General features: G+C 62.6%; 27 protein-coding genes. 22 read left to right on the top strand and 5 right to left on the bottom strand.

Going from position 1 to position 23,430, the window contains the following annotated elements:
• Positions 1-103 precede the first annotated feature (103 nt).
• From CO666_RS26825 to CO666_RS26745, 17 genes are all read left to right on the top strand, one after another.
• Positions 104-502, top strand: a complete 399-nt coding sequence (locus CO666_RS26825; RefSeq protein ID WP_097615068.1) for a VOC family protein — start codon at positions 104-106, stop codon at positions 500-502.
• Positions 503-623: 121 nt separating this feature from the next.
• Positions 624-1,688 carry a tryptophan--tRNA ligase gene (trpS, locus tag CO666_RS26820; protein WP_097615067.1) on the top strand — a complete coding sequence of 355 codons (1,065 nt, stop codon included), beginning with the start codon at positions 624-626 and terminating at the stop codon, positions 1,686-1,688.
• Positions 1,689-1,775: 87 nt separating this feature from the next.
• Positions 1,776-2,267 (top strand): universal stress protein, encoded by a 492-nt coding sequence (locus CO666_RS26815; protein ID WP_003583845.1) that lies wholly within the window; start codon positions 1,776-1,778, stop codon positions 2,265-2,267.
• 106 nt (positions 2,268-2,373) lie between these two features.
• Positions 2,374-2,940, top strand: a complete 567-nt coding sequence (locus tag CO666_RS26810; protein ID WP_010065800.1) for a NifU family protein — start codon at positions 2,374-2,376, stop codon at positions 2,938-2,940.
• Positions 2,941-3,027: 87 nt separating this feature from the next.
• Positions 3,028-3,690: a tRNA (adenosine(37)-N6)-threonylcarbamoyltransferase complex dimerization subunit type 1 TsaB gene (tsaB, locus tag CO666_RS26805; protein ID WP_097615066.1), complete on the top strand. Its 663-nt coding sequence runs from the start codon at positions 3,028-3,030 to the stop codon at positions 3,688-3,690.
• 2 nt (positions 3,691-3,692) lie between these two features.
• Positions 3,693-4,187, top strand: a complete 495-nt coding sequence (locus CO666_RS26800) for a GNAT family N-acetyltransferase (protein WP_097615065.1) — start codon at positions 3,693-3,695, stop codon at positions 4,185-4,187.
• 84 nt (positions 4,188-4,271) lie between these two features.
• Positions 4,272-4,700 carry a Fur family transcriptional regulator gene (locus CO666_RS26795; protein ID WP_010068897.1) on the top strand — a complete coding sequence of 143 codons (429 nt, stop codon included), beginning with the start codon at positions 4,272-4,274 and terminating at the stop codon, positions 4,698-4,700.
• Positions 4,701-4,727: 27 nt separating this feature from the next.
• Positions 4,728-5,525: a lyso-ornithine lipid O-acyltransferase gene (olsA, locus tag CO666_RS26790; protein WP_097615064.1), complete on the top strand. Its 798-nt coding sequence runs from the start codon at positions 4,728-4,730 to the stop codon at positions 5,523-5,525.
• A gap of 129 nt (positions 5,526-5,654) precedes the next feature.
• Positions 5,655-7,064, top strand: coding sequence for a tRNA (N6-isopentenyl adenosine(37)-C2)-methylthiotransferase MiaB (gene miaB / locus CO666_RS26785; RefSeq protein WP_097615063.1), 1,410 nt, complete (start codon positions 5,655-5,657; stop codon positions 7,062-7,064).
• Positions 7,065-7,082: 18 nt separating this feature from the next.
• Positions 7,083-8,132, top strand: coding sequence for a PhoH family protein (locus CO666_RS26780; protein ID WP_097615062.1), 1,050 nt, complete (start codon positions 7,083-7,085; stop codon positions 8,130-8,132).
• Positions 8,132-8,647, top strand: a complete 516-nt coding sequence (gene ybeY / locus CO666_RS26775; protein WP_097615061.1) for an rRNA maturation RNase YbeY — start codon at positions 8,132-8,134, stop codon at positions 8,645-8,647. The genes CO666_RS26780 and ybeY overlap by 1 nt, the downstream gene beginning before the upstream one ends.
• Entirely contained in the window at positions 8,644-9,789 is a 1,146-nt protein-coding gene (locus CO666_RS26770; RefSeq protein ID WP_097615060.1) for a hemolysin family protein, read from the top strand. Before ybeY ends, CO666_RS26770 begins: the two co-directional genes overlap by 4 nt.
• A 131-nt stretch (positions 9,790-9,920) precedes the next feature.
• Positions 9,921-11,525, top strand: coding sequence for an apolipoprotein N-acyltransferase (lnt, locus tag CO666_RS26765; protein ID WP_097615059.1), 1,605 nt, complete (start codon positions 9,921-9,923; stop codon positions 11,523-11,525).
• Between the two features lie 148 nt (positions 11,526-11,673).
• Positions 11,674-12,093, top strand: a complete 420-nt coding sequence (locus CO666_RS26760; protein WP_097615058.1) for a helix-turn-helix domain-containing protein — start codon at positions 11,674-11,676, stop codon at positions 12,091-12,093.
• A gap of 177 nt (positions 12,094-12,270) precedes the next feature.
• On the top strand, positions 12,271-13,509 hold the full coding sequence (metK, locus tag CO666_RS26755; protein ID WP_097615057.1) for a methionine adenosyltransferase: 1,239 nt from the start codon (positions 12,271-12,273) through the stop codon (positions 13,507-13,509).
• Positions 13,510-13,516: 7 nt separating this feature from the next.
• Complete coding sequence (trmB, locus tag CO666_RS26750; RefSeq protein WP_097615056.1) at positions 13,517-14,218, top strand: tRNA (guanine(46)-N(7))-methyltransferase TrmB; 702 nt, start codon at positions 13,517-13,519, stop codon at positions 14,216-14,218.
• Between the two features lie 200 nt (positions 14,219-14,418).
• Positions 14,419-14,949: a dihydrofolate reductase family protein gene (locus CO666_RS26745; protein WP_097615055.1), complete on the top strand. Its 531-nt coding sequence runs from the start codon at positions 14,419-14,421 to the stop codon at positions 14,947-14,949.
• A gap of 133 nt (positions 14,950-15,082) precedes the next feature.
• Here CO666_RS26745 and CO666_RS26740 read toward each other — a convergent pair whose 3' ends face one another.
• Both CO666_RS26740 and CO666_RS26735 read right to left on the bottom strand, forming a co-directional pair.
• Positions 15,083-15,340 (bottom strand): BQ00720 family protein, encoded by a 258-nt coding sequence (locus CO666_RS26740; RefSeq protein ID WP_003570822.1) that lies wholly within the window; start codon positions 15,338-15,340, stop codon positions 15,083-15,085.
• A gap of 47 nt (positions 15,341-15,387) precedes the next feature.
• Complete coding sequence (locus CO666_RS26735) at positions 15,388-15,813, bottom strand: Hsp20 family protein (protein ID WP_003583826.1); 426 nt, start codon at positions 15,811-15,813, stop codon at positions 15,388-15,390.
• A 306-nt stretch (positions 15,814-16,119) separates the two neighbouring features.
• Between CO666_RS26735 and CO666_RS26730 the strand changes: the two genes are divergently transcribed.
• Positions 16,120-17,064: a nucleoside hydrolase gene (locus tag CO666_RS26730; RefSeq protein ID WP_097615127.1), complete on the top strand. Its 945-nt coding sequence runs from the start codon at positions 16,120-16,122 to the stop codon at positions 17,062-17,064.
• Between the two features lie 40 nt (positions 17,065-17,104).
• Here CO666_RS26730 and grpE read toward each other — a convergent pair whose 3' ends face one another.
• Positions 17,105-17,737: a nucleotide exchange factor GrpE gene (gene grpE, locus CO666_RS26725; protein WP_097615054.1), complete on the bottom strand. Its 633-nt coding sequence runs from the start codon at positions 17,735-17,737 to the stop codon at positions 17,105-17,107.
• A gap of 142 nt (positions 17,738-17,879) precedes the next feature.
• Positions 17,880-18,968 (bottom strand): heat-inducible transcriptional repressor HrcA, encoded by a 1,089-nt coding sequence (gene hrcA / locus CO666_RS26720; RefSeq protein WP_097615053.1) that lies wholly within the window; start codon positions 18,966-18,968, stop codon positions 17,880-17,882.
• A 126-nt stretch (positions 18,969-19,094) separates the two neighbouring features.
• On the opposite strand from hrcA, the gene rph reads away from it, so the two are divergent.
• From rph to hemW, 4 genes are read left to right on the top strand one after another with little or no spacing between them, the layout of a single operon-like run.
• Positions 19,095-19,814, top strand: a complete 720-nt coding sequence (rph, locus tag CO666_RS26715; protein WP_085735827.1) for a ribonuclease PH — start codon at positions 19,095-19,097, stop codon at positions 19,812-19,814.
• Positions 19,811-20,236 carry a VOC family protein gene (locus CO666_RS26710; protein WP_097615052.1) on the top strand — a complete coding sequence of 142 codons (426 nt, stop codon included), beginning with the start codon at positions 19,811-19,813 and terminating at the stop codon, positions 20,234-20,236. The genes rph and CO666_RS26710 overlap by 4 nt, the downstream gene beginning before the upstream one ends.
• On the top strand, positions 20,237-20,881 hold the full coding sequence (gene rdgB / locus CO666_RS26705; protein WP_097615051.1) for an RdgB/HAM1 family non-canonical purine NTP pyrophosphatase: 645 nt from the start codon (positions 20,237-20,239) through the stop codon (positions 20,879-20,881). It abuts the gene before it with no gap.
• 9 nt (positions 20,882-20,890) lie between these two features.
• On the top strand, positions 20,891-22,093 hold the full coding sequence (gene hemW / locus CO666_RS26700; protein ID WP_097615050.1) for a radical SAM family heme chaperone HemW: 1,203 nt from the start codon (positions 20,891-20,893) through the stop codon (positions 22,091-22,093).
• Between the two features lie 62 nt (positions 22,094-22,155).
• Here hemW and CO666_RS26695 read toward each other — a convergent pair whose 3' ends face one another.
• Entirely contained in the window at positions 22,156-23,238 is a 1,083-nt protein-coding gene (locus CO666_RS26695; protein ID WP_097615049.1) for a saccharopine dehydrogenase family protein, read from the bottom strand.
• Positions 23,239-23,430 lie beyond the last annotated feature (192 nt).

Below are 23,430 nucleotides of genomic sequence, written 5' to 3'. Positions count from 1 at the left end.
CCGCGAGAAGCAACGTCAGCGAGGGATATTATCAACTGCCCGCACCACGATTTCCGTTGCCTTTTCTGCAGCCTCCGCAAGAAAACCCCATCCGGAGCCGCCCATGACGATCCAGTCGCTTTTCCTCGTCACTCTCGTCGTCGACGACTACGACCGCGCCAAGGCCTTCTATTGCGACGCCCTCGGTTTCAATTGCCTCCAGGACGAGCGCCAGCCGGAGGGCAAGCGCTGGGTGGTGGTGAGGCCTCGCGGTGGTGATGGCGCGGCCTTCCTGCTGGCACAGGCGGCAGATGCGGCGCAGCGGGCGGCGATCGGCAATCAGACGGGCGGCCGTGTCGGCTTCTTTTTGAAGACCGACGATTTTGCCCGCGACCATGCCGCCATGCTCGCCGCCGGCGTGCGCTTTCTGGAGCAGCCGAGGCACGAGGTTTACGGTACGGTGGCGGTCTTTGCCGATCCCTACGGCAACAGCTTCGATCTGATCGAGCATGCCGCGGCCTGAACCCCTTGATTGCGACCGATTGCCCGTGCATAAGCCGCCGCGTTGACAACATCGGCGAATAGCCCTGCTGCGAGGCAGCAAACTGAAGCTGTGGGCCCTCCACCAGCCTATTGAGGACGACATGAGCGAATTCAAGAAACTCGTATTCTCCGGCGTGCAGCCGACCGGCAACCTGCATCTCGGCAATTATCTCGGCGCGATCCGCCGCTTCGTGGCGCTGCAGGACGGCAATGACTGCATTTACTGCGTCGTCGACATGCATGCGCTGACCGCCCAGCTGGTGCATGAGGACATGCCGAGCCAGACGCGCTCGATCGCCGCCGCCTTCATCGCCGCCGGCATCGATCCGGAAAAACATATCGTCTTCAACCAGTCGGCCGTGCCGCAGCATGCCGAGCTCGCCTGGATCTTCAACTGCGTCGCCCGCATCGGCTGGATGAACCGCATGACGCAGTTCAAGGACAAGGCCGGTAAGGACCGCGAGCAGGCCTCGCTCGGCCTCTACGCCTATCCGAGCCTGATGGCCGCCGACATTCTCGTCTATCGCGCCACCCATGTGCCGGTTGGCGAAGACCAGAAGCAGCATCTGGAGCTTGCCCGCGACATCGCGATGAAATTCAACCTCGATTATGCCGAGCATATCGGCAGGACCGGTTACGGCGTCGACATCACCGTCGGCAACGAGCCGGTGCATGCCTATTTCCCGATGGTCGAGCCGCTGATCGGCGGGCCGGCGCCGCGCGTCATGTCGCTGCGCGACGGCACCAAGAAAATGTCGAAATCCGATCCCTCCGACCTGTCGCGCATCAATCTGATGGACGACGAGGACGCCATCTCGAAGAAAATCCGCAAGGCCAAGACCGATCCGGACGGCTTGCCGAGCGAGATCGACGGGCTGCAGGGCCGACCGGAAGCCGACAATCTGGTGGCGATCTATGCGGCGCTGGCCGATAAATCGAAGGCCGACGTGCTTGCCGAATTCGGCGGCCAGCAGTTCTCCGTCTTCAAGCCGGCGCTGGTCGACCTCGCCATCCACGTGCTGGCGCCGATCACCGGCGAAATGCGCCGGCTGATGGACGACACCAGCCATATCGACGCCATCCTGCGCAAGGGCGGCGAACGTGCGAGAGCACGCGCCGAGGTGACGATGAAGCAAGTGCGCGACGTCATCGGCTTCCTCTATTGAGGTGGATCTCTTCTTCTCCGCCGCCGGGGGAGAAGAGAAAAAAACTGGGCTTGCAAATTCTCCGCTTCGGGTGTCAGAGTCCGCACCATGGTATCGAAACGACTCTCACGGCTCGAAGGTCACCGCCGCAAATTCATGGCGGTGATCGACGGGACACCGGAATGCCAGCGCGCTGTCCATTATGCCGGCCGGCGCGCGAAGAATTCCAATGGCGGGCTGGTGCTGCTCTACGTCATCCCCGACGGGGATTTTCAGCAATGGCTCGGCGTCGAGGCGATCATGCGGGCCGAGGCGCGTGAGGAGGCGGAGGCCGTCGTTGCCAAGATCGCCCAGATCGTGCGCGAGACGATCGGCATCGAGCCGGAGATCGTCATCCGCGAAGGTGGTGCGGCCGAACAGATCAACGCAGTGATCGAGGACGACCGCGATGTGGCGATCCTGGTTCTGGCCGCCGGTTCGGCGAAGGAAGGTCCGGGACCGCTGGTCTCGTCGATCGCCGGCCGCGCCGCGGCATTTCCGATCCCGGTCACCGTGCTGCCCGATACTTTGACCAACGAGGAAATCGACGCCCTCTGCTGATCATTCTTGAGTAAAAATCTCTTGAATGGAACCGGCAATGGGCTTATCTTCTTTTGAAGAATTCTAAAGACGGCCGAGGTCCTGTGCCTGCCGCATGGAGAAGCAGATGTTCATTCAGACCGAAGCCACGCCGAACCCCGCCACGCAGAAGTTCCTGCCGGGCAAGGTGGTGATGGAAAACGGCACGGCCGAATTCCGCAGCGCCGAGGAGGCTGAGGCTTCGCCGCTGGCTGCCCGCCTGTTCGAGATCCCCGGCGTCACCGGCGTCTATTTCGGCTATGATTTCATTTCCGTCTCCAAGGACAATGCCGAATGGCAGCATCTTAAGCCGGCTATCCTTGGCTCGATCATGGAGCATTTCATGTCCGGCAAGCCTGTGATGGGCGATGCCTCCATCCTTTCCGAAGACGCCGATGCCGGCGACGAATTCTTCGACGAAGGCGATGAATCGATCGTGCTGACCATCAAGGAGCTTCTGGAAACCCGCGTGCGCCCCGCCGTTGCCCAGGATGGCGGCGACATCACTTTCCGCGGCTTCAAGGACGGCAAGGTCTATCTGAACATGAAGGGTTCCTGCGCCGGCTGCCCGTCATCGACGGCAACGCTGAAGCACGGCGTCCAGAACCTGCTGCGCCATTTCGTTCCGGAAGTGCAGGAAGTGATTGCCGCCTAAAATTCCTGAATCCGTCGGCCGTTCATCTCTCGTTCGGCCAAGCGGATTTATGAAGAGGCGACAAGAGTTTATTCGGAAATTGATGGCATGATCGTTCTGGCGCTGGACACGGCAGGTGTGGATTGCGCTGCCGCCGTTTATGACAGCGGCAGGAATACGGTGCTGGGGGAGGCATCGGACATGATCGGCAAGGGGCATGCTGAACATCTGATCGGAATCGTCGACCGGGCGCTGGATCAGGCGGGACTGGCGCTTTCTCATATCGACCGCCTTGCCGTCACCATCGGCCCCGGCTCCTTTACCGGTATCCGCGTCGGCGTTGCCGCAGCCCGCGGTTTTGCCCTTTCCCTCAATGTGCCCGCCGTCGGCGTCACCACGCTCGAGGTCATGGCATCGGCCCAGCGCGAGAAGACGCCCGGGCGGGCGGTGCTGGCGGCGATGGACGCCAAGCGGGACGAAATCTACCTGCAGCCCTTTGCAGCCGACGGTTCGCCGCTCGATGAGCCGCGGGCGGTCAGCGTGGCGGAAGCCCAGGCATATGCTGCCGGCTTCGATGGCGAGATTACCGGCTCGGCGACGCCGCTCCTGAAAGCCGACGCCGGGGGCGATCACGCCAACAGATTCCCGATCAACATTGTGGCGCGCCTCGGTGCTGCCGCCTCCCCGGATTCCGGAAAGCCGAAGCCCCTTTATCTGCGCGGACCCGATGCCAAGCCGCAGGCCGGGTATGCGATCGCCCGACGAGTGTGACCATGCTGGAAGCCTATCTGACGCTGAAGCCGGAATTCGAGATCATCGCCATGGAGCGCGAGGATTGCCGCGATGTCGCCGCCCTGCACGGCGAGCGCTTCGCCCGGCCCTGGGGCGACGGGGAATTCCACAGCCTGCTGTCGCAGGAGACCGTGTTCGGCTTCGTCGCGCGCCAGACCAATGCCATCCTGAAAAAGCCGCTTCCGGGGTTTATCCTTGCCCGCCATGTCGCCGGCGAGGCGGAGATCCTGACGATCGCCGTGCAGGCGAAGGTGGCCCGCGCAGGCCTCGGCTGGCGGCTGATGCAGGCGGCAATGCGGGAAGCGCGCGCGCGCGGCGGCGAGAGCATGTTTCTCGAGGTCGACGACGGCAATAGGGCCGCCCTTGGCCTCTATCGCAAGCTCGGCTTCGAAAAAGTCGGTGAACGCAAGGGCTATTACAAGCAGGAAAACGGCGCCCTCTCCACAGCGCTTGTCATGAAGCGCGTTCTTCGGTAGTTGCCTTTGCAGCGAGGCAAGCTGCAGGCCGGCGCAAGCGCCGCGCGGCGTTGTCGAAACACGAAATATCTCTAAAGGCGGGCGATGACTGATGTAGCCAAGACCCTTGAGGAGCTTTGCACCGAACGCGGCATGCGCATGACCGAGCAGCGCCGTGTGATCGCGCGCATCCTGGAAGGTTCGGAAGACCATCCCGACGTCGAAGAACTCTACCGCCGCTCGGTGAAGGTCGATGCGAAGATCTCGATTTCCACCGTCTACCGCACCGTGAAACTGTTCGAAGATGCCGGCATCATCGCCCGCCACGATTTCCGCGACGGGCGCTCGCGTTACGAAACCGTGCCGGAAGAGCATCACGACCACCTGATCGACCTGAAGACCGGCACCGTTATCGAATTCCGCTCGCCGGAGATCGAGGCGCTGCAGGAGCGCATCGCCCGCGAGCACGGCTTCCAGCTGGTCGACCACCGGCTGGAGCTTTACGGCATCCCGCTGAAGAAGGAAGATCTCTGAAGCAATGGCCGCCCGGGAGACCAGCCTTTGATCGCCTGGCTGCGCATTACCCTTGCTGCGGTCGTCATCCTTGCCGTCAGCATCGTGCTCATGCCGCTGCAGGTGCTGGCACTTCGTTTCGACTGGCGGCTGCGACGCAGGCTCCCACGCCTCTGGCACCGTATCGTCTGTTATTGCCTCGGCATCCGCGTGCGCGTGACCGGCAGGCCGGAAGAGCGCCGGCCGCTGATGCTCTGTTCCAACCACTCGTCCTGGCTTGACATCATGGTGATGTCTTCGGTTGCCGACGTCGCCTTCATCGCCAAGATCGAGGTCAGCGAATGGCCGATCTTCGGCACGCTTGCCAAGCTGCAGAAGAGCGTCTTCGTCGTGCGCGAGGAGAAGCGCAGGACCGGTCACCAGGCAAACGAGATCGCCGGGCGCATGGCCGACGGCGAGATCGTCGTGCTCTTTCCGGAAGGCACGACCTCGGACGGCAATCGGCTGCTGGAGGTCAAGTCGTCGCTCTTCGGCGCCGCGGCGATGGCGGTGCCTTATTCGCCGACCGGAACCGTCGTGGTGCAGCCGCTGGCGATTGCCTATACCCGGGTGCACGGCATCGCCATGGGGCGCTATCACCGGCCGCTCGCCGCCTGGCCGGGGGATATCGAGCTGCTGCCGCACCTTCTCGACATCGTGCGCTGCGGCGCGATCGATGCCGAGGTCTCCTTCGGCGAGGCGGTGGAATATCGCGCCGACACCAATCGCAAGGAGGTCAGCGCTGCGATCGCCACCCGCATCCGCAGCCTGCTCAATACGAGCCTGCGCGGTCGAAATGTCGTCTAGAGCATGCCGCGCAAAAGTGCGCCGCGGTTTTCGCGAGAAAGACATGCGTAAAATGAAGTCTTAAAGCGCGACGCGCTTTAGGCCGAGAGTCCCTTTCCTCCGACGGCAAAAACCACTAAATAGCGCGCCATGACACAGGACAGCGCCCTTCTCCAGGCCCCGGAACCGATGCTCCGCGACGGCTCCAACAGCCGCAAGGTCTTCATCAAGACCTACGGCTGCCAGATGAACGTCTACGATTCCACGCGGATGAGCGATGCACTCGCCCGCGACGGTTACGAACCGACCGAAGATATGGAAGAGGCCGACCTCGTTCTGCTCAACACCTGCCACATCAGAGAGAAGGCGGCCGAGAAGGTCTATTCGGCGCTCGGGCGGCTGCGCGAGATGAAAAAGAAGAAGGCGGCGGACGGCCGGGAGATGATGATCGGCGTTGCCGGCTGCGTCGCCCAGGCCGAAGGCGAGGAGATTCTCCGGCGCGCGCCCGCCGTCGACGTCGTCATCGGCCCGCAGACCTATCACCGGCTGCCGGAGGCGCTGCGCCGGGCCAAAGAGGGCCAGCGCGTCGTCGATACGGAATATGCGATCGAGGACAAGTTCGAACATCTGCCGATCGCCGAGAGCCGGAAGATCCGTGCCCGCGGCGTCACCGCCTTCCTGACGGTGCAGGAGGGCTGCGACAAGTTCTGCACCTTCTGCGTCGTGCCCTATACACGCGGCTCGGAAGTGTCGCGGCCGGTTTCCCAGATCGTCGAGGAAGCCGAAAAGCTGGTCGAGGGAGGTGTGCGCGAAATCACCCTGCTCGGGCAGAATGTCAATGCCTGGCACGGCGCCGGATCCGGCGGCGAGGCGTGGAGCCTCGGCGACCTGCTCTATCGCCTGGCCGAGATCCCCGGCCTGGCGCGGCTGCGCTATACCACAAGCCATCCGCGCGACATGGACGACCGGCTGATCGAGGCCCATCGCGACCTCCGGGCGCTGATGCCCTATCTGCACCTGCCGGTGCAATCGGGCTCGGACCGCATCCTGAAAGCGATGAACCGGCGCCACACGGCGGCCGAATATCTCAGCCTGATTGCGCGCATTCGCGCGGTGCGGTCCGATATCGCGCTGTCCGGCGATTTCATCACCGGCTTTCCGGGGGAGACAGACGCCGATTTTGAGGATACACTCCGGCTTGTGGAGGAGGTCCGTTATGCACAGGCCTTCTCGTTCAAATATTCGACACGGCCGGGCACGCCCGGCGCGGAGCTGAAGGACCAGGTGCCGGAAGAGATCAAGGCAGAACGGCTGGAACGCCTGCAAGCGCTTCTCCTGAAGCAGCAGCAGGAATTTGCCGAATCCTGCATCGGCAAGGAGATCGATGTGTTGCTCGAAAAGCCCGGTCGCATGCCGGAACAGCTGATCGGACGTTCTCCCTGGCTTCAATCAGTGAATGTTGATGCAAAAGCATCGCAAATCGGTGACATTATTAAAGTGCGAATCACCGGAACCGGAACGAACAGCCTGTTTGCCGAACGCGCAGAGGCTGCGGTTTAACCCAAGGAGCCCGACCGCTTGAACGGACAAGAATTGGTTTCTTCTTCACCGCGCCACCCCCGCACGCCGAGCGACACCAATCACTTCGTCCTGACGTTCGAGAACAACCGCTTCGCCAGCGAGCTCTTCGGTCAGTTCGACCAGAACCTCAAGCTGCTCGAGGAACGGCTCAACATCGATGCGCGGGCACGCGGCAATTCGGTCGTCATTACAGGCGATGTCGTCACCACCAACCAGGCGCGGCGCACGCTCGACTATCTCTATGAAAAGCTTCAGAAAGGCGGCAGCGTGGAACGATCCGACGTCGAAGGCGCAATCCGCATGGCGGTCGCCGCCGACGATCAGCTCAGCCTTCCCACAATGGAGCGCAAGGCCAAGCTGACGATGGCTCAGGTTTCCACCCGCAAGAAGACGATCATCGCCCGCACGCCGACCCAGGACGCCTATATCAGGGCGCTCGAACGTGCCGAGCTGGTCTTCGGCGTCGGCCCGGCCGGCACCGGCAAGACCTATCTCGCCGTTGCCCATGCCGCCCAGCTCTTGGAGCGCGGCGCCGTCGAAAAGATCATCCTGTCGCGCCCGGCCGTCGAAGCCGGCGAGCGCCTCGGCTTCCTGCCCGGCGACATGAAGGAAAAGGTCGATCCCTATCTGCGCCCGCTTTACGACGCGCTCTACGACATGATCCCGGCCGACAAGGTCGATCGGGCGATTACCGCCGGCGTCATCGAAATCGCGCCGCTCGCCTTCATGCGCGGCCGCACGCTTGCCAATGCCGCCATCATCCTCGACGAAGCGCAGAACACGACATCGATGCAGATGAAGATGTTCCTGACGCGTCTCGGCGAAAATGCCCGGATGATCGTCACCGGCGACCCGAGCCAGATCGACCTGCCGCGCGGCGTCAAGTCGGGCCTCGTCGAGGCGCTGCAGCTTCTGAACGGCGTCGAGGGCATCTCGATCGTGCGCTTCAAGGATACCGACGTCGTGCGCCATCCGCTGGTCGGGCGTATCGTCAGGGCCTATGATTCCACCTATGCCGCCGAAGCGGAAGCCAGCCGGCAGGACTGATGGCCGAACTCGACATCCAGATCAGCGTCGAAGACATCGGCTGGCCGGGCGAGGAGACGCTGCTGTCGTTCTGCGAACGTGTGCTCGGCGCAGCAGTGGTCTATCTCCACGACAGCGAGAAGCAACCCTTCCCGACGATGCCGCCCGAGGTTTCGCTCGTCTTCACCGACGATGCCTCGATCCAGGACATCAACGCCGAATGGCGCGGCAAGGACAAGGCAACCAATGTGCTTTCCTTTCCGGCCTTTCCGGTTCAGCCCGGCAAAATGCCCGGTCCGATGCTCGGCGACATCATCATCGCCCGGGAGACGGTGGAGCGGGAAGCCCAGGAGTTCGAAAAGAGTTTCGACGACCACCTGACCCATCTTCTGGTGCACGGTTTCTTGCATCTTCTCGGTTACGACCATATGAATAATGCCGAAGCCGAAATTATGGAGGGGCTGGAGACTCGCATTTTAGCGCAGCTCGGCCTATCTGATCCCTACGAGGGTCAAGACCTTAAAATGGAACCATGAGCGACTTTACGACGAAGCCGGCGGCAGACGCCAAGGACTCCGAGCCATCCTCCTCTTCGGACGAGGCGGGCAGTAGTAGTCGGCCATCCGGCCGATCCCAATCCTTCTGGTCGCGCGCCGCGCGCATCCTTCGCCCGCAGCAGGGCTCGCGGCTGCGCGAGGATCTTGCCGACGCGCTGATGACCGATGCGGCCGGCGACGATGCTTTTTCGCCCGACGAGCGGGCCATGCTGCACAACATCCTGCGCTTTCGCGAGGTGCGCGTCGCCGACGTGATGGTGCCGCGCGCCGATATCGAGGCGGTCGACCAGAACATCACCATCGGCGAACTGATGATCCTGTTCGAGGAATCCGGCCGTTCGCGCATGCCCGTCTACGCCGATACGCTCGACGATCCGCGCGGCATGGTGCATATCCGTGACCTGCTTTCCTATGTCGCCAAGCAGGCGCGCAACAAGCGCCGCGGCCCGACGAAACCGACCGTTGCGGCGCCCGCGATCGAAGTTGCGCCCGAGAACATCCAGAAGACCACGCGGTCGGCCAAGCCGAATTTCGATCTTGCCCGCGTCGACCTGCAGAAGACCCTGGCCGAGGCCGGCATCATCCGCAAGATCCTGTTCGTGCCGCCGTCGATGCTGGCGTCCGACCTGTTGCGCCGCATGCAGGTGAACCGCACGCAGATGGCGCTCGTTATCGACGAGTATGGCGGCACCGACGGGCTCGCTTCGCATGAGGACATCGTCGAAATGGTGGTCGGCGATATCGACGACGAACATGACGACGAAGAGGTGATGTTCAAGCGCGTCGCCGAAGACGTCTTCGTCGCCGACGCCCGCGTCGAACTGGAAGAAATCGCCGAAGCGATCGGGCCGGATTTCGACATCAGCGAACAGGTCGACGAGGTCGATACGCTGGGCGGCCTGATCTTCTCCGCGCTCGGGCGCATCCCGGTGCGTGGCGAGGTCGTCCAGGCGCTGCCGGGCTTCGAATTCCATATTCTCGACGCCGATCCGCGCCGCATCAAGCGGCTGCGCATCACCCGCAAGCGCCATGCGATCCGTCGCCGCGCCAAGGCGGATGGCGACATCGCTCCCGGCTCCGACGCCGGCGACGACCGGCCGGCGGAATCGACCGCCAACTAAAGTCGTCTATTTGCCCATGTCGTTATCCAGGAGCCGCTGCACACGCTCCGAGCGATATGCATTAAGAGGACAAAGAGCCGCTTTTTTGAAAGACTGCGAACGGGTTGATTCGCGGTTTGATGGGAGTGTGCATGGAGCGGCTTGCGGACAGGGTTATCCTGGTCTGGGGTTTCAAACGGTCGCTGCTGGCCATCGCCGCCGGGGCATTCGCCGTGCTGGCGCTGCCGCCCTTCGGCTTTTTCGCGGCAATGTTCGTCTCCTTCCCACTGCTCGTCTGGCTGATCGACGGGGCGGCGGCTTCGCCCGAAAGCGGCCTGGCCGGCAGGCTGTGGCCGGCATTTGCCACCGGCTGGCTGTTCGGCTTCGGCTATTTCGTCGCCGGTCTCTGGTGGCTCGGCCATGCGCTGCTGGTCGATCAGGAGGAATTCGCCTGGGCGCTGCCGCTCGCCATTCTCGGGCTGCCGGCCTGTCTTGCGGTTTTCTACGGGCTGGCGACCGCCCTTGCCCGGATTTTCTGGTCCGACGGCATGGGACGGATCGCCGCACTTGCGGCCGGCTTCGGGCTGATGGAATGGCTGCGCAGCGCCATACTGACCGGCTTTCCCTGGAACGCCATCGGCTACGGCATGATGCCGGTTCCGCTGATGATGCAATCGGCGCATGTGATCGGGGCGATGGGAGTGACGACGCTTGCCGTCTTCATCTTTTCCGCGCCCGCCCTTATCGGCACGCGCCAGGGCGCGCGGCTGGGTATCACGCTCGCCGCTCTGCTGTTTGCCGCGCATCTCGGTTATGGCGCTTATGTGCTCCATCTCGCGCCGCGGCCGGAAGCCTTGCCCGAGGACAAGCGGCCGGTGGTGCGGCTGGTGCAGCCTGATATCGACCAGGCGGCGAAGATGGACAACGACGCCGACCGCAGCGCGATCTTCGAGACGCATCTGAAGCTGTCGGCCGCAGCGCCAAAAAACGGCGGACGCAAGCCCGATATCATCGTCTGGCCGGAAACCTCGATCCCCTTCATCCTGACCGACAACCAGGATGCGCTGACGCGGATCGCCGACACGCTCGACGACAACCAGATCCTGATCGCCGGCGCGGTTCGCGCCGAGGAGATGGGGCCGGGCACGCCGGCGCGTTACTATAATTCCATCTACGTCATCGATGGCCGCGGCCAGATCATCGCCGCCTCCGACAAGGTGCATCTGGTGCCCTTCGGCGAATACCTGCCCTTTGAGGACGTGCTCACCGAATTCGGCATCCAGAACGTCGTCGAGGTGCCGGGCGGGTTTTCGGCGGCGGCAAGCCGGCACCTGCTGGCGCTGCCCGGCGGGCTCAATCTCTACCCGCTGATCTGCTACGAGATCATCTTCCCCGACGAGATGACCGGCGACATCAAAGACGCCAATGCGATCCTCAATATCACCAATGATGCCTGGTTCGGCGCAACACCCGGACCCTATCAACACTTCCAGCAGGCGCGGGTCCGGGCTGTCGAAACCGGGCTGCCGCTGATTCGCGACGCCAATAGCGGCATTTCAGCGCTGGTGAACGCGCATGGGGAAATTATCGCGGGTCTCGATCTCGAGCAAACCGGCTTCATCGATGCAACTCTCGATAGGCTCGGCGAAGAGGCCGAACCGGCAATCCCCCGGCAAACATACTTCTGGTTGACCGAGGTGCTGCTCATTTTGATTGCGCTATTTTCTCGTAGGGGTTTTATTTCCGGGTTGAATTGACCAAAAACCCCTAAAATTGCATAGTGATGACAATCGGCGTTCTGAGCGTATGTTGATGGGTGGGTGTCACCGCCTGCAACTGGCGTTTGGGATGGATCAGGGGCATGCCGGTTAGAAACAGATTGAAATTCTTAGCTAGGGCACGACCATGATTGAAAACAAAAAGAAGCCTAACCCGATCGACATCCACGTTGGCAGCCGTATTCGCCTTCGCCGCACGATGCTTGGCATGAGCCAGGAAAAACTCGGCGAGAGCCTCGGCATCACCTTCCAGCAGATCCAGAAATACGAAAAAGGCACCAACCGCGTCGGCGCAAGCCGTCTGCAGAACATCTCGAACATCCTCAATGTTCCGGTTTCCTTTTTCTTCGAGGACGCGCCCGGCGAACATTCCGGCGCCGTCGGCGGCATGGCGGAAGCTTCGAGCTCGAATTACGTCGTCGATTTCCTCTCCTCCTCGGAAGGCCTGCAGCTCAACCGCGCCTTCGTCAAGATTTCCGATCCGAAGGTTCGCCGCAAGGTCGTGGAGCTGGTGAAAGCGCTGGCAGCCGAAGCCGACGCCGACTGAACTACCCCATCGCAGAATTCGAAAGGCGGTCGAAAGGCCGCCTTTTTTGCGTTTTTGGGACAAAATTTGTCACTTTGCCGCAGATATAAAGATATATTTATGTCCTTCTGCGCTTGTCATCGAGCCTCGAACTGAGTACCTACTAGCTAGCTTTTGTTCTTTGAGGGGAATCCCGGAATGCGCGCGAATTATCTCTTTACCAGCGAATCTGTTGCCGAAGGTCATCCGGACAAGGTCTGTGACCGCATCTCCGACGAGATCGTCGATCTGGTCTACCGCGAAGCGGCAAAGACAGGCGTCAATCCGTGGGGCGTGCGCATTGCCTGCGAAACGCTGGCGACGACCAATCGCGTCGTCATCGCCGGCGAAGTCCGCCTGCCGCCGAGCCTGATGAAGAAGGACAAGGACGGCAAGGACGTCATCAATCCGTCGAAGTTCAAGGCCGCAGCGCGCCGCGCCATCAAGGATATCGGCTACGAGCAGGACGGCTTCCACTGGAAGAAGGCCAAGATCGACGTGCTCTTGCATTCGCAGTCGGCCGACATCGCCCAGGGCGTCGACAGCGCCGCCGACCAGCAGGGTGACGAAGGCGCCGGCGACCAGGGCATCATGTTCGGTTACGCCTGCAAGGAAACGCCGGACCTGATGCCGGCGCCGATCTATTATTCCCACAAGATCCTGCAGCTGCTCGCGGCCGCCCGCAAGAAGGGCGACGGCGAAGTCGCCAAGCTCGGCCCCGACGCCAAGAGCCAGGTGACCGTGCGTTACGTCGACGGCAAGCCGTCGGAAGCCACCTCGATCGTGCTTTCGACCCAGCATCTCGACGAGAGCTGGGATTCGAAGAAGGTTCGCGCCGTCGTCGAGCCCTATATCCGCGAAGCGCTGGGCGAGTTGAAGATCGCCGACGATTGCAAGTGGTACATCAACCCGACCGGCAAGTTCGTCATCGGCGGTCCGGACGGCGATGCGGGCCTCACCGGCCGCAAGATCATCGTCGACACCTACGGCGGTGCGGCTCCGCATGGCGGCGGCGCATTCTCCGGCAAGGATACGACGAAGGTCGACCGTTCGGCCGCCTATGCCGCCCGCTACCTTGCCAAGAACGTCGTTGCCGCCGGCCTTGCCGACCGCTGCACGATCCAGATCTCCTACGCCATCGGCGTTGCCCAGCCGCTGTCGATCTATGTCGACCTGCACGGCACCGGCAAGGTCAGCGAAGATCAGATCGAAGCAGCGATCCGCAAGAACATGGATCTTTCGCCGACCGGCATCCGCCGCCATCTCGACCTCAACAAGCCGATCTACGCCAAGACCTCGGCCTACGGCCATTTCGGCCGCAAGGCCGGCCGCGACGGCTCGTTCTCCTGGGAGCGCACGGACCTCGTGAAGGCGCTCAAGGAAAGCGTGAAGGCCTGAGATCAGCATGACGGATATGGAACGCCGCGGCCGGGCGACCGAAGCCTTTTTCGGTCGCCGCAAGGGCAAGGCCCTGCGCGAGCAGCAGGCCGAGACGCTGAACAGTCTGCTGCCGGCATTCCTGATCGATCTCTCGGCGGCGCCCCCGGCGCCGCTGACCTCTCTCTTCCCGGTTCCCGTCGAGCGATTGCGGCTGGAAATCGGTTTCGGCGGCGGCGAGCACCTGATCCACCGGGCGCTGGAAACCCCATCGACCGGCTTCATCGGCGTCGAGCCCTTTGTCAATTCCATGCAGAAGCTGCTGTCGCGCATCGGCGAGACCGGTGCCGCCAACATCCGCGTCTATAATGACGACGCAACGCAGCTGCTCGACTGGCTGCCGGACGCTTCACTCGACCAGATCGATCTGCTCTATCCCGATCCCTGGCCGAAGCGGAAGCACTGGAAACGCCGCTTTGTCTCCAAGACCAATCTCGACCGCTTTCATCGCGTGCTGAAGCCCGGCGGCCTGTTCTGCTTCGCCTCCGATATCGACACCTATGTCAACTGGACGCTGCTCAAATGCCGCGACCATGGCGGCTTCGACTGGATGGCCGACAATGCAGCGGATTGGCTCACCCCTTATCAGGGCTGGCCGAGCACACGCTACGAGGCCAAGGCCCGGCGCGAGGGCCGTTCTTCGGCCTATCTGACATTCCGGAAAATCTGAGCCCCAGCCTCAAGCCGATGCAGCGAAGTCTCCAGCGCCCCCATCGCCTCGCGAGTGAGCCAAACCCGGCAGCCTGAGCGCGGGGGCGTTTACGCGGGCGACAGAAACTGATTGCAATATAAGATCAGTCTATCTATGCTATCGTCGATTGCACAACACAATCAGACCTCGGATGTTCCATCCACGGAAAGGACGCGGATATGGCGAAGCTCGTGTTCGGAATGAACCAGTCCCTGGATGGCTACGTCGATCATATGGCGTTCGGGCCAAGCCCCACGCTTTTCCGCCACTTCATCGAATCCGCCGAGCGGCAGGCGGGCAGCCTGTACGGGCGGCGAATGTATGAGGTCATGCGCTACTGGGACGACGAACATCCCGAATGGGACGCAGAGCGGCGGGCCTACGCGGCGGCGTGGCGCAAGCAGCCGAAATGGGTCGTCTCGCGCTCGTTGACGTCGGTCGGACCGAACGCCACGCTTGTTGGGGAAGATCTTGAGGGCGCGATCCGCAAACTGAAGGCGGAACGCGACGGGGAGATCGAAGTTGCCGGCCCGGATTTGGCGCGGGGCCTGACCGACCTTGGCCTGATCGACGAGTATCAGATCTACCTGCACCCCGTCGTGCTTGGTCACGGCAAGCCCTATTTTGCCGGACCTCGGCCGCCGCTCCGCCTTGTGACGGCTGATCGGATGGACGAGGACGTGATCAGACTGACCTATATTCCGGCTTGATCTCTCGACGCGCCGGATCGATATCGACGCCGAAATCCGATCGGCGACGCACAAATCAGCAGACCGCGGCGAAATCGGATCAAATGGCCCGCGCACCGCCATCGCGGTGAAGCGCAACGGCCGTGTTTGACGGTCAGTGCAGGCTGACCGTCTTCAGTTCGTCCTCGGCAGCCTTGAAGAAGGTGCTGGAGCGGTTGTCCGTCAACAGGATCGGCGTGCCGTCAGCGCCGAAAAGTGCCCAGAGATCGACGTTCGGATCGATATCCGGCGCCTCCGGAAAACACTTGGCGACCTCTTCGGTCCGCATTTTTCTGATATAGGCGACCTCGCCGCTGCCGATGTGGGCAAGCTCGGATTTGGTCAAGTGAGACGTGGCTTCTTTCATCAACATTCCTGTTCCTCCGGAAGAAGGGACCAACGGTTCAACAAACCGTTGTGCTACTGTGAGACCGAAATGTTAATTTTCTTGACCATGCGCGCGGGTTCCGGACGAATTAGATCGACGGAGAGCAGACCGTTCTTCAGACCGGCTCCGAGCACCTGCATGCCGTCGGCAAGAACGAAGGTACGCTGGAACTGGCGGGCGGCGATGCCGCGATAGAGGTAATCGCGTTCACCCTGTTCCACCTGGCGGCCGCGGATCAGAAGCTGGTTCTCCTCGATCGAGACATCGAGTTCCTCCTCGCTGAAGCCGGCCACCGCAAGGGTGATGCGCAAACGTTCCGGCGCGCCGCTGTCGGCGCCGATACGTTCGATATTATAGGGCGGATATCCGTCGCTCGCCTTGGAAATACGCTCCAGCGTCTTTTCCATGGCATCGAAGCCCAGAAGCAGCGGGCTGGCGAAAGGGGTAATGCGGCTCATCTCTTTCAAGTCCTTGATGCAAGCGACCGTCCCGGACCTCAAATGCAGCATCCGGATGCCGCTAATATGGGGAGAGCAGCCCGGCGCTGCAAGGCGCAGGCGACCGGTCGGCGTCGCCTCCCCGATTTTAAGCCCTGCCCCTCTTCGGCCCTCAATTTTAGGATGGCCTGCGCCCGCCTCCTTGCTTGACAAAGCGTCTGCCGCCTCGCATCAAAACGTGCCCGTGCAAAATGTGCTGATTTGTGACGGGACGTGAAGAAATGGTGCATGCCGCGGCAACTGATTGGCGAGGATGGGACGATCGCAATGGCAAACGCAAGAAAGATCATCATCGACACGGATCCCGGCCAGGACGACGCGGCCGCCATAATGCTTGCCTTCGGCAGCCCCGACGAGCTTGATGTGCTGGGGATCACCACGGTCGCCGGCAACGTGCCGCTGTCGTTCACCAGCCGCAATGCGCGCATCGTCTGCGAGCTCTGCGGCCGCACGGAGACGAAAGTCTTCGCCGGCGCCGACGCGCCGATCGCCCGCACGCTGGTGACGGCCGAACATGTGCACGGCAAGACCGGTCTCGACGGCCCTGAGCTTGACGAGCCGACGATGGCGCTGCAGCCCGGCCATTCGGTCGACTTCATCATCGAAACGCTGCGCCGCGAAGAGGCAGGGACAGTGACGCTCTGCACGCTCGGGCCGCTCACCAATATCGGCCTGGCCTTGCAGAAAGCGCCCGACATCGCTCCGCGCATCCGCGAACTGGTGATGATGGGGGGCGGCTTCTTCGAGGGCGGCAACATCACGCCGGCGGCCGAGTTCAACATCTATGTCGACCCCGAGGCAGCCGATATCGTCTTTCGCTCCGGCGTGCCGATCGTAATGATGCCGCTCGATGTGACGCACAAATTGCTGACCCGCAAGGATCGGGTGAAGCGCATGGCCGAAATCGGCACGGCGCCTGCCAAGGCGATGGTCGAGATGCTGGAATTTTTCGAGCGCTTCGATATCGAGAAATACGGCTCGGACGGCGGACCGCTGCACGACCCCACCGTGATCGCCTACCTGCTGAAGCCGGAGCTCTTTCAGGGCCGGGACTGCAATGTCGAGATCGAGGTCCGCTCCGAACTCACCGTCGGCATGACCGTCGTCGACTGGTGGCATGTCACCGAACGCAAGCGCAACGCCAAAGTGATGCGCGATGTCGATGCGGACGGTTTCTTCGATCTTCTGATCGAACGCTTCGCCCGCATCTGATTTTCAGGCTTTCCTTCTTCAACAGAGAAGGAAAGCGACCTCAGGCGTCTTTCTCGTCGAAGACGGAATTGGTTTCGGCCTCGGCCGGCTTCGGGCCACCCTTGGCGACACCGACCATGGCCGGGCGCAGCACGCGCTCGCCGATGGTGAAACCGGCCTGCACGACCTGGACGACCGTGTTGTTCGGCACGTCGGGATTGGGCACCTCGAACATCGCCTGATGGAAATTGGGGTCGAACTTCTGGCCGACCGGCTCGAGCTTGCGGACGCCGTGGCGTTCAAGCGCCGACAGCATGGCGCGTTCGGTCATCTCCACACCTTCGATCAGCGTGGTCAGGCCGGCATCGGCCGCGGCCTTCGTCTCCGGAGAGATGGCATCGAGCGCGCGGCGCAGATTGTCGGAGACGGCCAGCATGTCGCGCGCGAAACCCGCGACGGAATAGGACTTGGCATCCTTCACCTCGCGCTCGGTGCGCCGGCGCAGATTGTCCATCTCGGCAGCAAGGCGCAGATAGCGGTCGCGCAGCTCGCCGTTTTCGGCCTTCAGGAGCTCGAGCGGGTCCGGCTGGGCGGCTTCTTGCTGCGCAATATCGTTCTCGACGTAGGCGGCAGCGTCGGCTGCGGCATCGGCCGCAGTTGCGTCAGGTCCGTTTTTCGTCGTGTCATCGGTCATGACGGTCTCCGGTTGGTGTCTTCAGATGCGCCCGATATCGAGGTTTGACCGAAAAAAATCAAGTCTGCGTGACAAAGAAGCGAAAATTCCGCGCCTCTGCGGCGGCGGCCGTCTTCTCGGACGCGCGAGGGAGGCCGCGGCATCAAAGCGGATGGCGCGAAAGCCGGGAGACGAGCTGGGCGGTGTAGTCCACCATCGGCACGATGCGGGAATAATTGAGCCGCGTCGGGCCGATGACCCCGACGGCGCCGACGATGCGATCGTCCTCGTCACGATAGGGCGCGACGATCAGCGACGAGCCGGACAACGAAAAGAGCTTGTTTTCCGAACCGATGAAGATGCGCACGCCCGAACCGGTTTCGGCGAGATTGAGGATCTCGATCAAGCTGTCCTTCTTTTCGAGATCGTCGAACAGCAGGCGCAGCCGGTCGAGATCCTCGGCGCCGGCGAGGCCTTCGAGCAGGTTGGCGCGGCCGCGAATGATGAGCTGCGTGGGCTTGCCCTCGTCCGGGCTGCCGGCCCAGACGGCGATGCCGCGCTCGACGAGATCACGCGACAAGGCATCGAGCTCGTGACGGACGTTGTCCTTCAGCTGGCTCAATTGTTTGCGCAGCTCCGGCAGGGTCTGACCGGACATATGGGCATTGAGAAAATTCGCCGCCTCCGCCAGCTGCGAGGAGGTGACGCCCGCCGGCAGCTCGATGATGCGGTTTTCCACCTGGTCGTGATCGCCGACGAGCACAGCCAGCGCCTTGGTCGGTTCGAGCCGGATGAACTCGACATGTTTCAGCACCGGATCGCTTTTCGAGGTGATGACGAGGCCAGCGCCGCGCGAGATGCCGGACAGCATGCGACTTGCCTCGTTCATCATCGATTCCACCGGATTGCCACCGCTTTCGCCTCGCACCTGCCGATCGATATTGGCGCGGTCCTCGGGGGAGAGGTCGCCGACCTGCATGAAGGCATCGACAAAGAAGCGCAGGCCGATCTGGGTCGGCAGCCGGCCGGCGCTGGTATGTGGCGAATAGATCAGGCCGAGATCTTCGAGGTCGCTCATGACGTTGCGCACAGAGGCCGGCGACAGCGACATCGGCAGCAGGCGGGACAGATTGCGTGAACCGAGCGGCTCGCCGCTCTCCAGATATCCTTCGACGATGCGGCGAAAAATTTCCCTGGAGCGCTCGTCCAGCGCAGCAACGGCATCCGAAACCGACGTCGACCTGATGCCCATGAAGCTTATGAACTCGCGCTGATGATCCTTCCCAAAGTTAAGTCAAACTGACACCCGTGGCAAAAGGGAATTTGCAAATAGGCGCCGCCAATCGTAGAAGCGGTCAACAAACCCCAGGAGATGAGAATGCGGCCTTCAGGCAGAAAAATCGACCAGATGCGTAAGGTCTCGTTCGAGCGCAATTTTTCCAAGCATGCGGAAGGCTCCTGCCTGGTGAAATTCGGCGATACGCATGTGCTCTGCACCGCCAGCCTCGAAGAAAAGACGCCGCCATGGCTGCGTAATACCGGCAAGGGCTGGGTCACGGCCGAATACGGCATGCTGCCGCGGGCGACCGGCGAGCGCATGAAGCGCGAGGCCGCCGCCGGCAAGCAGGGCGGCCGCACCCAGGAAATCCAGCGGCTGATCGGCCGTTCGCTGCGCGCCGTCGTCGATCTGCAGGCGCTCGGCGAACGGCAGATCACCCTTGATTGCGATGTCATCCAGGCCGATGGCGGCACGCGCACAGCCTCGATCACCGGCGGCTGGATCGCGCTTTACGACTGCCTGAAATGGATGGAAAGCCGCAACATGATCAAGGTCGACCGGGTCCTGAAGGATCACGTCGCCGCCATTTCCTGCGGCGTTTTCGCCAGCCAGCCGGTGATCGACCTCGATTACCTCGAGGATTCCTCGGCCGAGACCGACGCCAACTTCGTCATGACCGGCGCCGGCGGTATCGTCGAAATCCAGGGCACAGCCGAAGGCACGCCGTTTACCGAAGAGGAATTCAGTTCGCTGATGGGTCTTGCCAAGAACGGCATCGGCGAACTCGTCGCCCTGCAGAAGCAGGCGATCGCGGGATGAACGCCATGCTGGAAGGCATGCTGGAAACGGCGCTCTATGCCAGCGATCTCGACCGGGCCGAGCTCTTCTACGAAGACGTTCTCGGGCTTGAAAAGATCGCCCGCGCCGGCAACCGGCATGTCTTCTTTCGCTGCGGGCCCGGCGTGCTGCTGATCTTCAATCCGGAGGAAACGATCAAGCCGCCGGCGCGCGAGGCGCTGCAGGTGCCGCCGCACGGCACGACCGGGGCGGGTCATGCCTGCTTCCGGGTCACCGGCGGCAATATCGATGCGATGGCCGAACGGCTGACAGCCGCCGGTGTGGCGATCGAATCCGAGGTGCATTGGCCGAACGGCGGCCGCTCGATCTATTTCCGCGATCCGGCCGGCAACAGCCTGGAATGTGCAGAGGCCAAAATCTGGGGCATCGAACAGGATATCTGAATGCGCAAGCTTGAAACGAAGACCATCGTCGTCGCCAGCCACAATGCCGGCAAGATCCGCGAGATCCAGGAATTGATCGGACCGCTCGGCTTCACTGCCAAATCGGCGGCCGAGCTGAATTTCGTCGAGCCTGACGAAACCGGCACGAGCTTCGAGGAGAATGCGACGATCAAGGCGGTGGCTTCCGCCAATGCCGCCGGCATGCCGGCGCTTTCCGACGATTCCGGGCTGGTGGTCGACGCGCTCGGCGGCGATCCCGGCGTCTATACCGCCAACTGGGCGGAGAAGGCTGACGGCACACGCGATTTCGACATGGCGATGGCCAAGGTCGAAAAGGCGCTGCAGGATGCGGGCGCGACCAAGCCTGAACAGCGCGGGGCTCGTTTCGTCAGCGTGCTCTGCCTCGCCTGGCCGGACGGGCATACCGAACTCTTCCGCGGCGAGGTGGAAGGCAATGTCGTCTGGCCGCCGCGCGGCACCCAGGGCTTCGGCTACGATCCGGTGTTCCAGCCCGAGGGTTACGGCGTCACTTTCGGCGAGATGAGCGGCGAGGAAAAACACGGCTGGAACGTCGGCAAGCCGCAGGCGCTGTCGCACCGGGCCCGCGCCTTCAAACTCTTTGTCGAAACCTGCCTGGAGGCATAAGGTCACCACGTGGACAATTTCGACACGCCAGGCTCCTCGCGCGATGCGGCGCTGCTGCCCGATACCGGCGAGCCCGGTTTCGGCGTCTATGTCCATTGGCCCTTCTGCGCGGCCAAGTGTCCCTATTGCGACTTCAATAGCCATGTGCGCCATCAGCCGGTGGATCAGGAGCGCTTTACATCGGCCTTCCTGAAGGAGATGGCGACGGTCCGGGCCATGAGCGGGCCGAAGACGGTGACGAGCATCTTCCTCGGCGGCGGCACGCCCTCGCTGATGAAGCCGGAAACGGTCGACGCCATTCTCGACGGCATTGCGCGGCACTGGCATGTGCCTGCGGGCATCGAGATCACCATGGAGGCCAACCCGTCGAGCGTCGAGGCCGAGCGGTTCCACGGCTACCGCGCGGCCGGCGTCAACCGCGTCTCGCTCGGCGTGCAGGCGCTGAACGACCGGGACCTGAAATTCCTCGGCCGGCTGCATGATGTCGCCGATGCGCTGAAGGCGATCCGGCTGGCGCGCGAGATCTTCCCGCGCATGTCCTTCGACCTGATCTATGCCCGGCCGGACCAGACGGTCGAGGAATGGGAAAGGGAGCTGAAGGAAGCGATCTCCTATGCGGTCGATCATCTTTCGCTCTACCAGCTGACCATAGAGGAAGGCACGCCCTTCTACGGGCTGCACAAAGCAGGCAAGCTGATCGTGCCGGATGGCGAACAATCGGCGCTGCTCTACGAGGCGACGCAGGAGATCACCGCGCGCGAAGGCATGCCGGCCTATGAGGTCTCCAACCATGCCCGGCCGGGTGCGGAAAGCCGGCATAACCTGACCTATTGGCGTTACGGCGATTATGCCGGCATCGGCCCCGGCGCGCATGGACGGCTGACGCGCGGCCCCGAAAAGATCGCGACGGCGACCGAGCGCAAGCCGGAAGCCTGGCTCGAGATGGTCGAGCGCGACGGCCACGGCATTCTCGACGAGGAACGGCTCGGCTACGAGGAACAGTCCGACGAATTGCTGCTGATGGGGCTGCGGCTGCGGGAAGGTGTCGACCTTGCCCGCTGGCAGCAGCTTTCCGGCCGCGACCTCGACCCGAAACGCGAGGAATTCCTGCTCGAACACAAATTCATCGAGCGGATCGGCAATTCGCGCCTGCGCTGCACGCCGTCGGGCATGCTGATCCTCGATTCCGTCGTCGCCGATCTCGCCTGCTGACATCCGGACAACGGGTCGCTCCCGGCGCGTCAGCGATCGCTGTGCGCGCCGGAAAGCATTTCTCAGCCGTGGCTGGTGGCGCCCGCCTTGAACAGACTGCCGGTCGGCGTCTTCAGGAACATGTCCAGCGGAATATGCTCCTGGTGCAGGAAACCGGTCGCCGGCAGAAGGCCGTCGCGGACCATCTCGATGACGGCGACCACCGAGGCCGAGGTCGTCCAGGCAATCGCCGTGCGGCGGGCGCCGGCAATCTCGATCGGATAATAGGCGCGCACGAACTCCTTGCGGCGCAGGCTGCCGTTCTCGGTGCCCTCGGCGGCGACATGGACATAAACGACGTCATCTTCGACGGGCGGCTTGGCATTGGTGAGGATCTCGCCGGCAAGCTTGCGCTTGTCGCGCATCAGCAGTTCATGGAAGAAGAAATTCATCAGCTCCATATGGCCGGGGTAGCGCATGGTCTTGTAGTCGAGATTGTCGATCTTGCCGAGCATGGTGTCGCACATGGTGCCGAGACCGCCCGAGGTCGTGAAGGCTTCGAGCTTGACGCCGCCGACATAGACGGTCTCGTGCCATTCCATCGGCGAGACGAGCTTGCGCACGCCGCCCTCGATGACCTCGCAGTCGTTCAGATATTCGTTGACGACGCCCTCGGGCGACCAGTTGAAGGCATAGCCGAGCAGTCCGGTCGGATGCTGCGGCAGGGCGCCGACGCGCATGCGGATCGAGCGGCAGCGCTCGAAGCCGTCGGCAAGGCTTGCGCCGACGATGCCGACGAAACCCGGCGCCAGGCCGCATTGCGGCGCCATCAGGCCGCGGGCGGTCTTCGACAGTTCGATGATGAAATTGGTTGTGGGGACGTCTTCCGTCAGGTCGAAATAATGAATGCCGGCGAGATGGGCGGCACGCGCCAATTCGATATTCAGATGATAAGGCAGGCAGGAGAGCACCGCCTCGACGCTCGCGAGCAGTTCGCCGATCACTTGCGGGTCGGAGATATCGCCGGTGCGGCATTTGAACGGGACGTCGCTCAGCGGCAATTGCGCATCGACGCCGATCACCTCGAAGCCGCCTTCATGCAACAGCGTCGCCGCCAGCCGTCCGACCTTGCCCAGGCCGAGAACGGCGATCTTTTTAAAACTCATTCATTACCTCCCATGCGCCCTGTCGGCGCTTCTTCGTCTTATGTCGCCCAGAACCCGCCGCACGGTTTTGGGCGGCGAGCACGGGATGGCCGGAGGTATAGAATAAAAAGCTTATAATCGGCATAGGGGGCGATCGTATTCGATCGCACCCCTGCCACACCACCCGGCATGCGGGTCCGCACCGGGCGGTTC

It is taken from the genome of Rhizobium chutanense (assembly GCF_002531935.1).
Taxonomy (GTDB): Bacteria; Pseudomonadota; Alphaproteobacteria; order Rhizobiales; family Rhizobiaceae; genus Rhizobium; species Rhizobium chutanense.
Note: the sequence above shows the minus strand (reverse complement) of the source record. Positions and strands in the feature narration are given on the sequence as shown.

Excerpts from the sequence above, each read along its gene's own strand:
- CO666_RS26825 (WP_097615068.1), top strand. The coding sequence starts at position 104 with ATGACGATCCAGTCGCTTTTCCTCGTCACTCTCGTCGTCGACGACTAC.
- trpS (WP_097615067.1), top strand. The coding sequence starts at position 624 with ATGAGCGAATTCAAGAAACTCGTATTCTCCGGCGTGCAGCCGACCGGC.
- CO666_RS26815 (WP_003583845.1), top strand. The coding sequence starts at position 1,776 with ATGGTATCGAAACGACTCTCACGGCTCGAAGGTCACCGCCGCAAATTC.
- CO666_RS26810 (WP_010065800.1), top strand. The coding sequence starts at position 2,374 with ATGTTCATTCAGACCGAAGCCACGCCGAACCCCGCCACGCAGAAGTTC.
- tsaB (WP_097615066.1), top strand. The coding sequence starts at position 3,028 with ATGATCGTTCTGGCGCTGGACACGGCAGGTGTGGATTGCGCTGCCGCC.
- CO666_RS26800 (WP_097615065.1), top strand. The coding sequence starts at position 3,693 with ATGCTGGAAGCCTATCTGACGCTGAAGCCGGAATTCGAGATCATCGCC.
- CO666_RS26795 (WP_010068897.1), top strand. The coding sequence starts at position 4,272 with ATGACTGATGTAGCCAAGACCCTTGAGGAGCTTTGCACCGAACGCGGC.
- miaB (WP_097615063.1), top strand. The coding sequence starts at position 5,655 with ATGACACAGGACAGCGCCCTTCTCCAGGCCCCGGAACCGATGCTCCGC.
- ybeY (WP_097615061.1), top strand. The coding sequence starts at position 8,132 with ATGGCCGAACTCGACATCCAGATCAGCGTCGAAGACATCGGCTGGCCG.
- CO666_RS26770 (WP_097615060.1), top strand. The coding sequence starts at position 8,644 with ATGAGCGACTTTACGACGAAGCCGGCGGCAGACGCCAAGGACTCCGAG.
- lnt (WP_097615059.1), top strand. The coding sequence starts at position 9,921 with ATGGAGCGGCTTGCGGACAGGGTTATCCTGGTCTGGGGTTTCAAACGG.
- CO666_RS26760 (WP_097615058.1), top strand. The coding sequence starts at position 11,674 with ATGATTGAAAACAAAAAGAAGCCTAACCCGATCGACATCCACGTTGGC.
- metK (WP_097615057.1), top strand. The coding sequence starts at position 12,271 with ATGCGCGCGAATTATCTCTTTACCAGCGAATCTGTTGCCGAAGGTCAT.
- trmB (WP_097615056.1), top strand. The coding sequence starts at position 13,517 with ATGACGGATATGGAACGCCGCGGCCGGGCGACCGAAGCCTTTTTCGGT.
- CO666_RS26745 (WP_097615055.1), top strand. The coding sequence starts at position 14,419 with ATGGCGAAGCTCGTGTTCGGAATGAACCAGTCCCTGGATGGCTACGTC.
- CO666_RS26740 (WP_003570822.1), bottom strand. The coding sequence starts at position 15,340 with ATGTTGATGAAAGAAGCCACGTCTCACTTGACCAAATCCGAGCTTGCC.
- CO666_RS26735 (WP_003583826.1), bottom strand. The coding sequence starts at position 15,813 with ATGAGCCGCATTACCCCTTTCGCCAGCCCGCTGCTTCTGGGCTTCGAT.
- CO666_RS26730 (WP_097615127.1), top strand. The coding sequence starts at position 16,120 with ATGGCAAACGCAAGAAAGATCATCATCGACACGGATCCCGGCCAGGAC.
- grpE (WP_097615054.1), bottom strand. The coding sequence starts at position 17,737 with ATGACCGATGACACGACGAAAAACGGACCTGACGCAACTGCGGCCGAT.
- hrcA (WP_097615053.1), bottom strand. The coding sequence starts at position 18,968 with ATGGGCATCAGGTCGACGTCGGTTTCGGATGCCGTTGCTGCGCTGGAC.
- rph (WP_085735827.1), top strand. The coding sequence starts at position 19,095 with ATGCGGCCTTCAGGCAGAAAAATCGACCAGATGCGTAAGGTCTCGTTC.
- CO666_RS26710 (WP_097615052.1), top strand. The coding sequence starts at position 19,811 with ATGAACGCCATGCTGGAAGGCATGCTGGAAACGGCGCTCTATGCCAGC.
- rdgB (WP_097615051.1), top strand. The coding sequence starts at position 20,237 with ATGCGCAAGCTTGAAACGAAGACCATCGTCGTCGCCAGCCACAATGCC.
- CO666_RS26695 (WP_097615049.1), bottom strand. The coding sequence starts at position 23,238 with ATGAGTTTTAAAAAGATCGCCGTTCTCGGCCTGGGCAAGGTCGGACGG.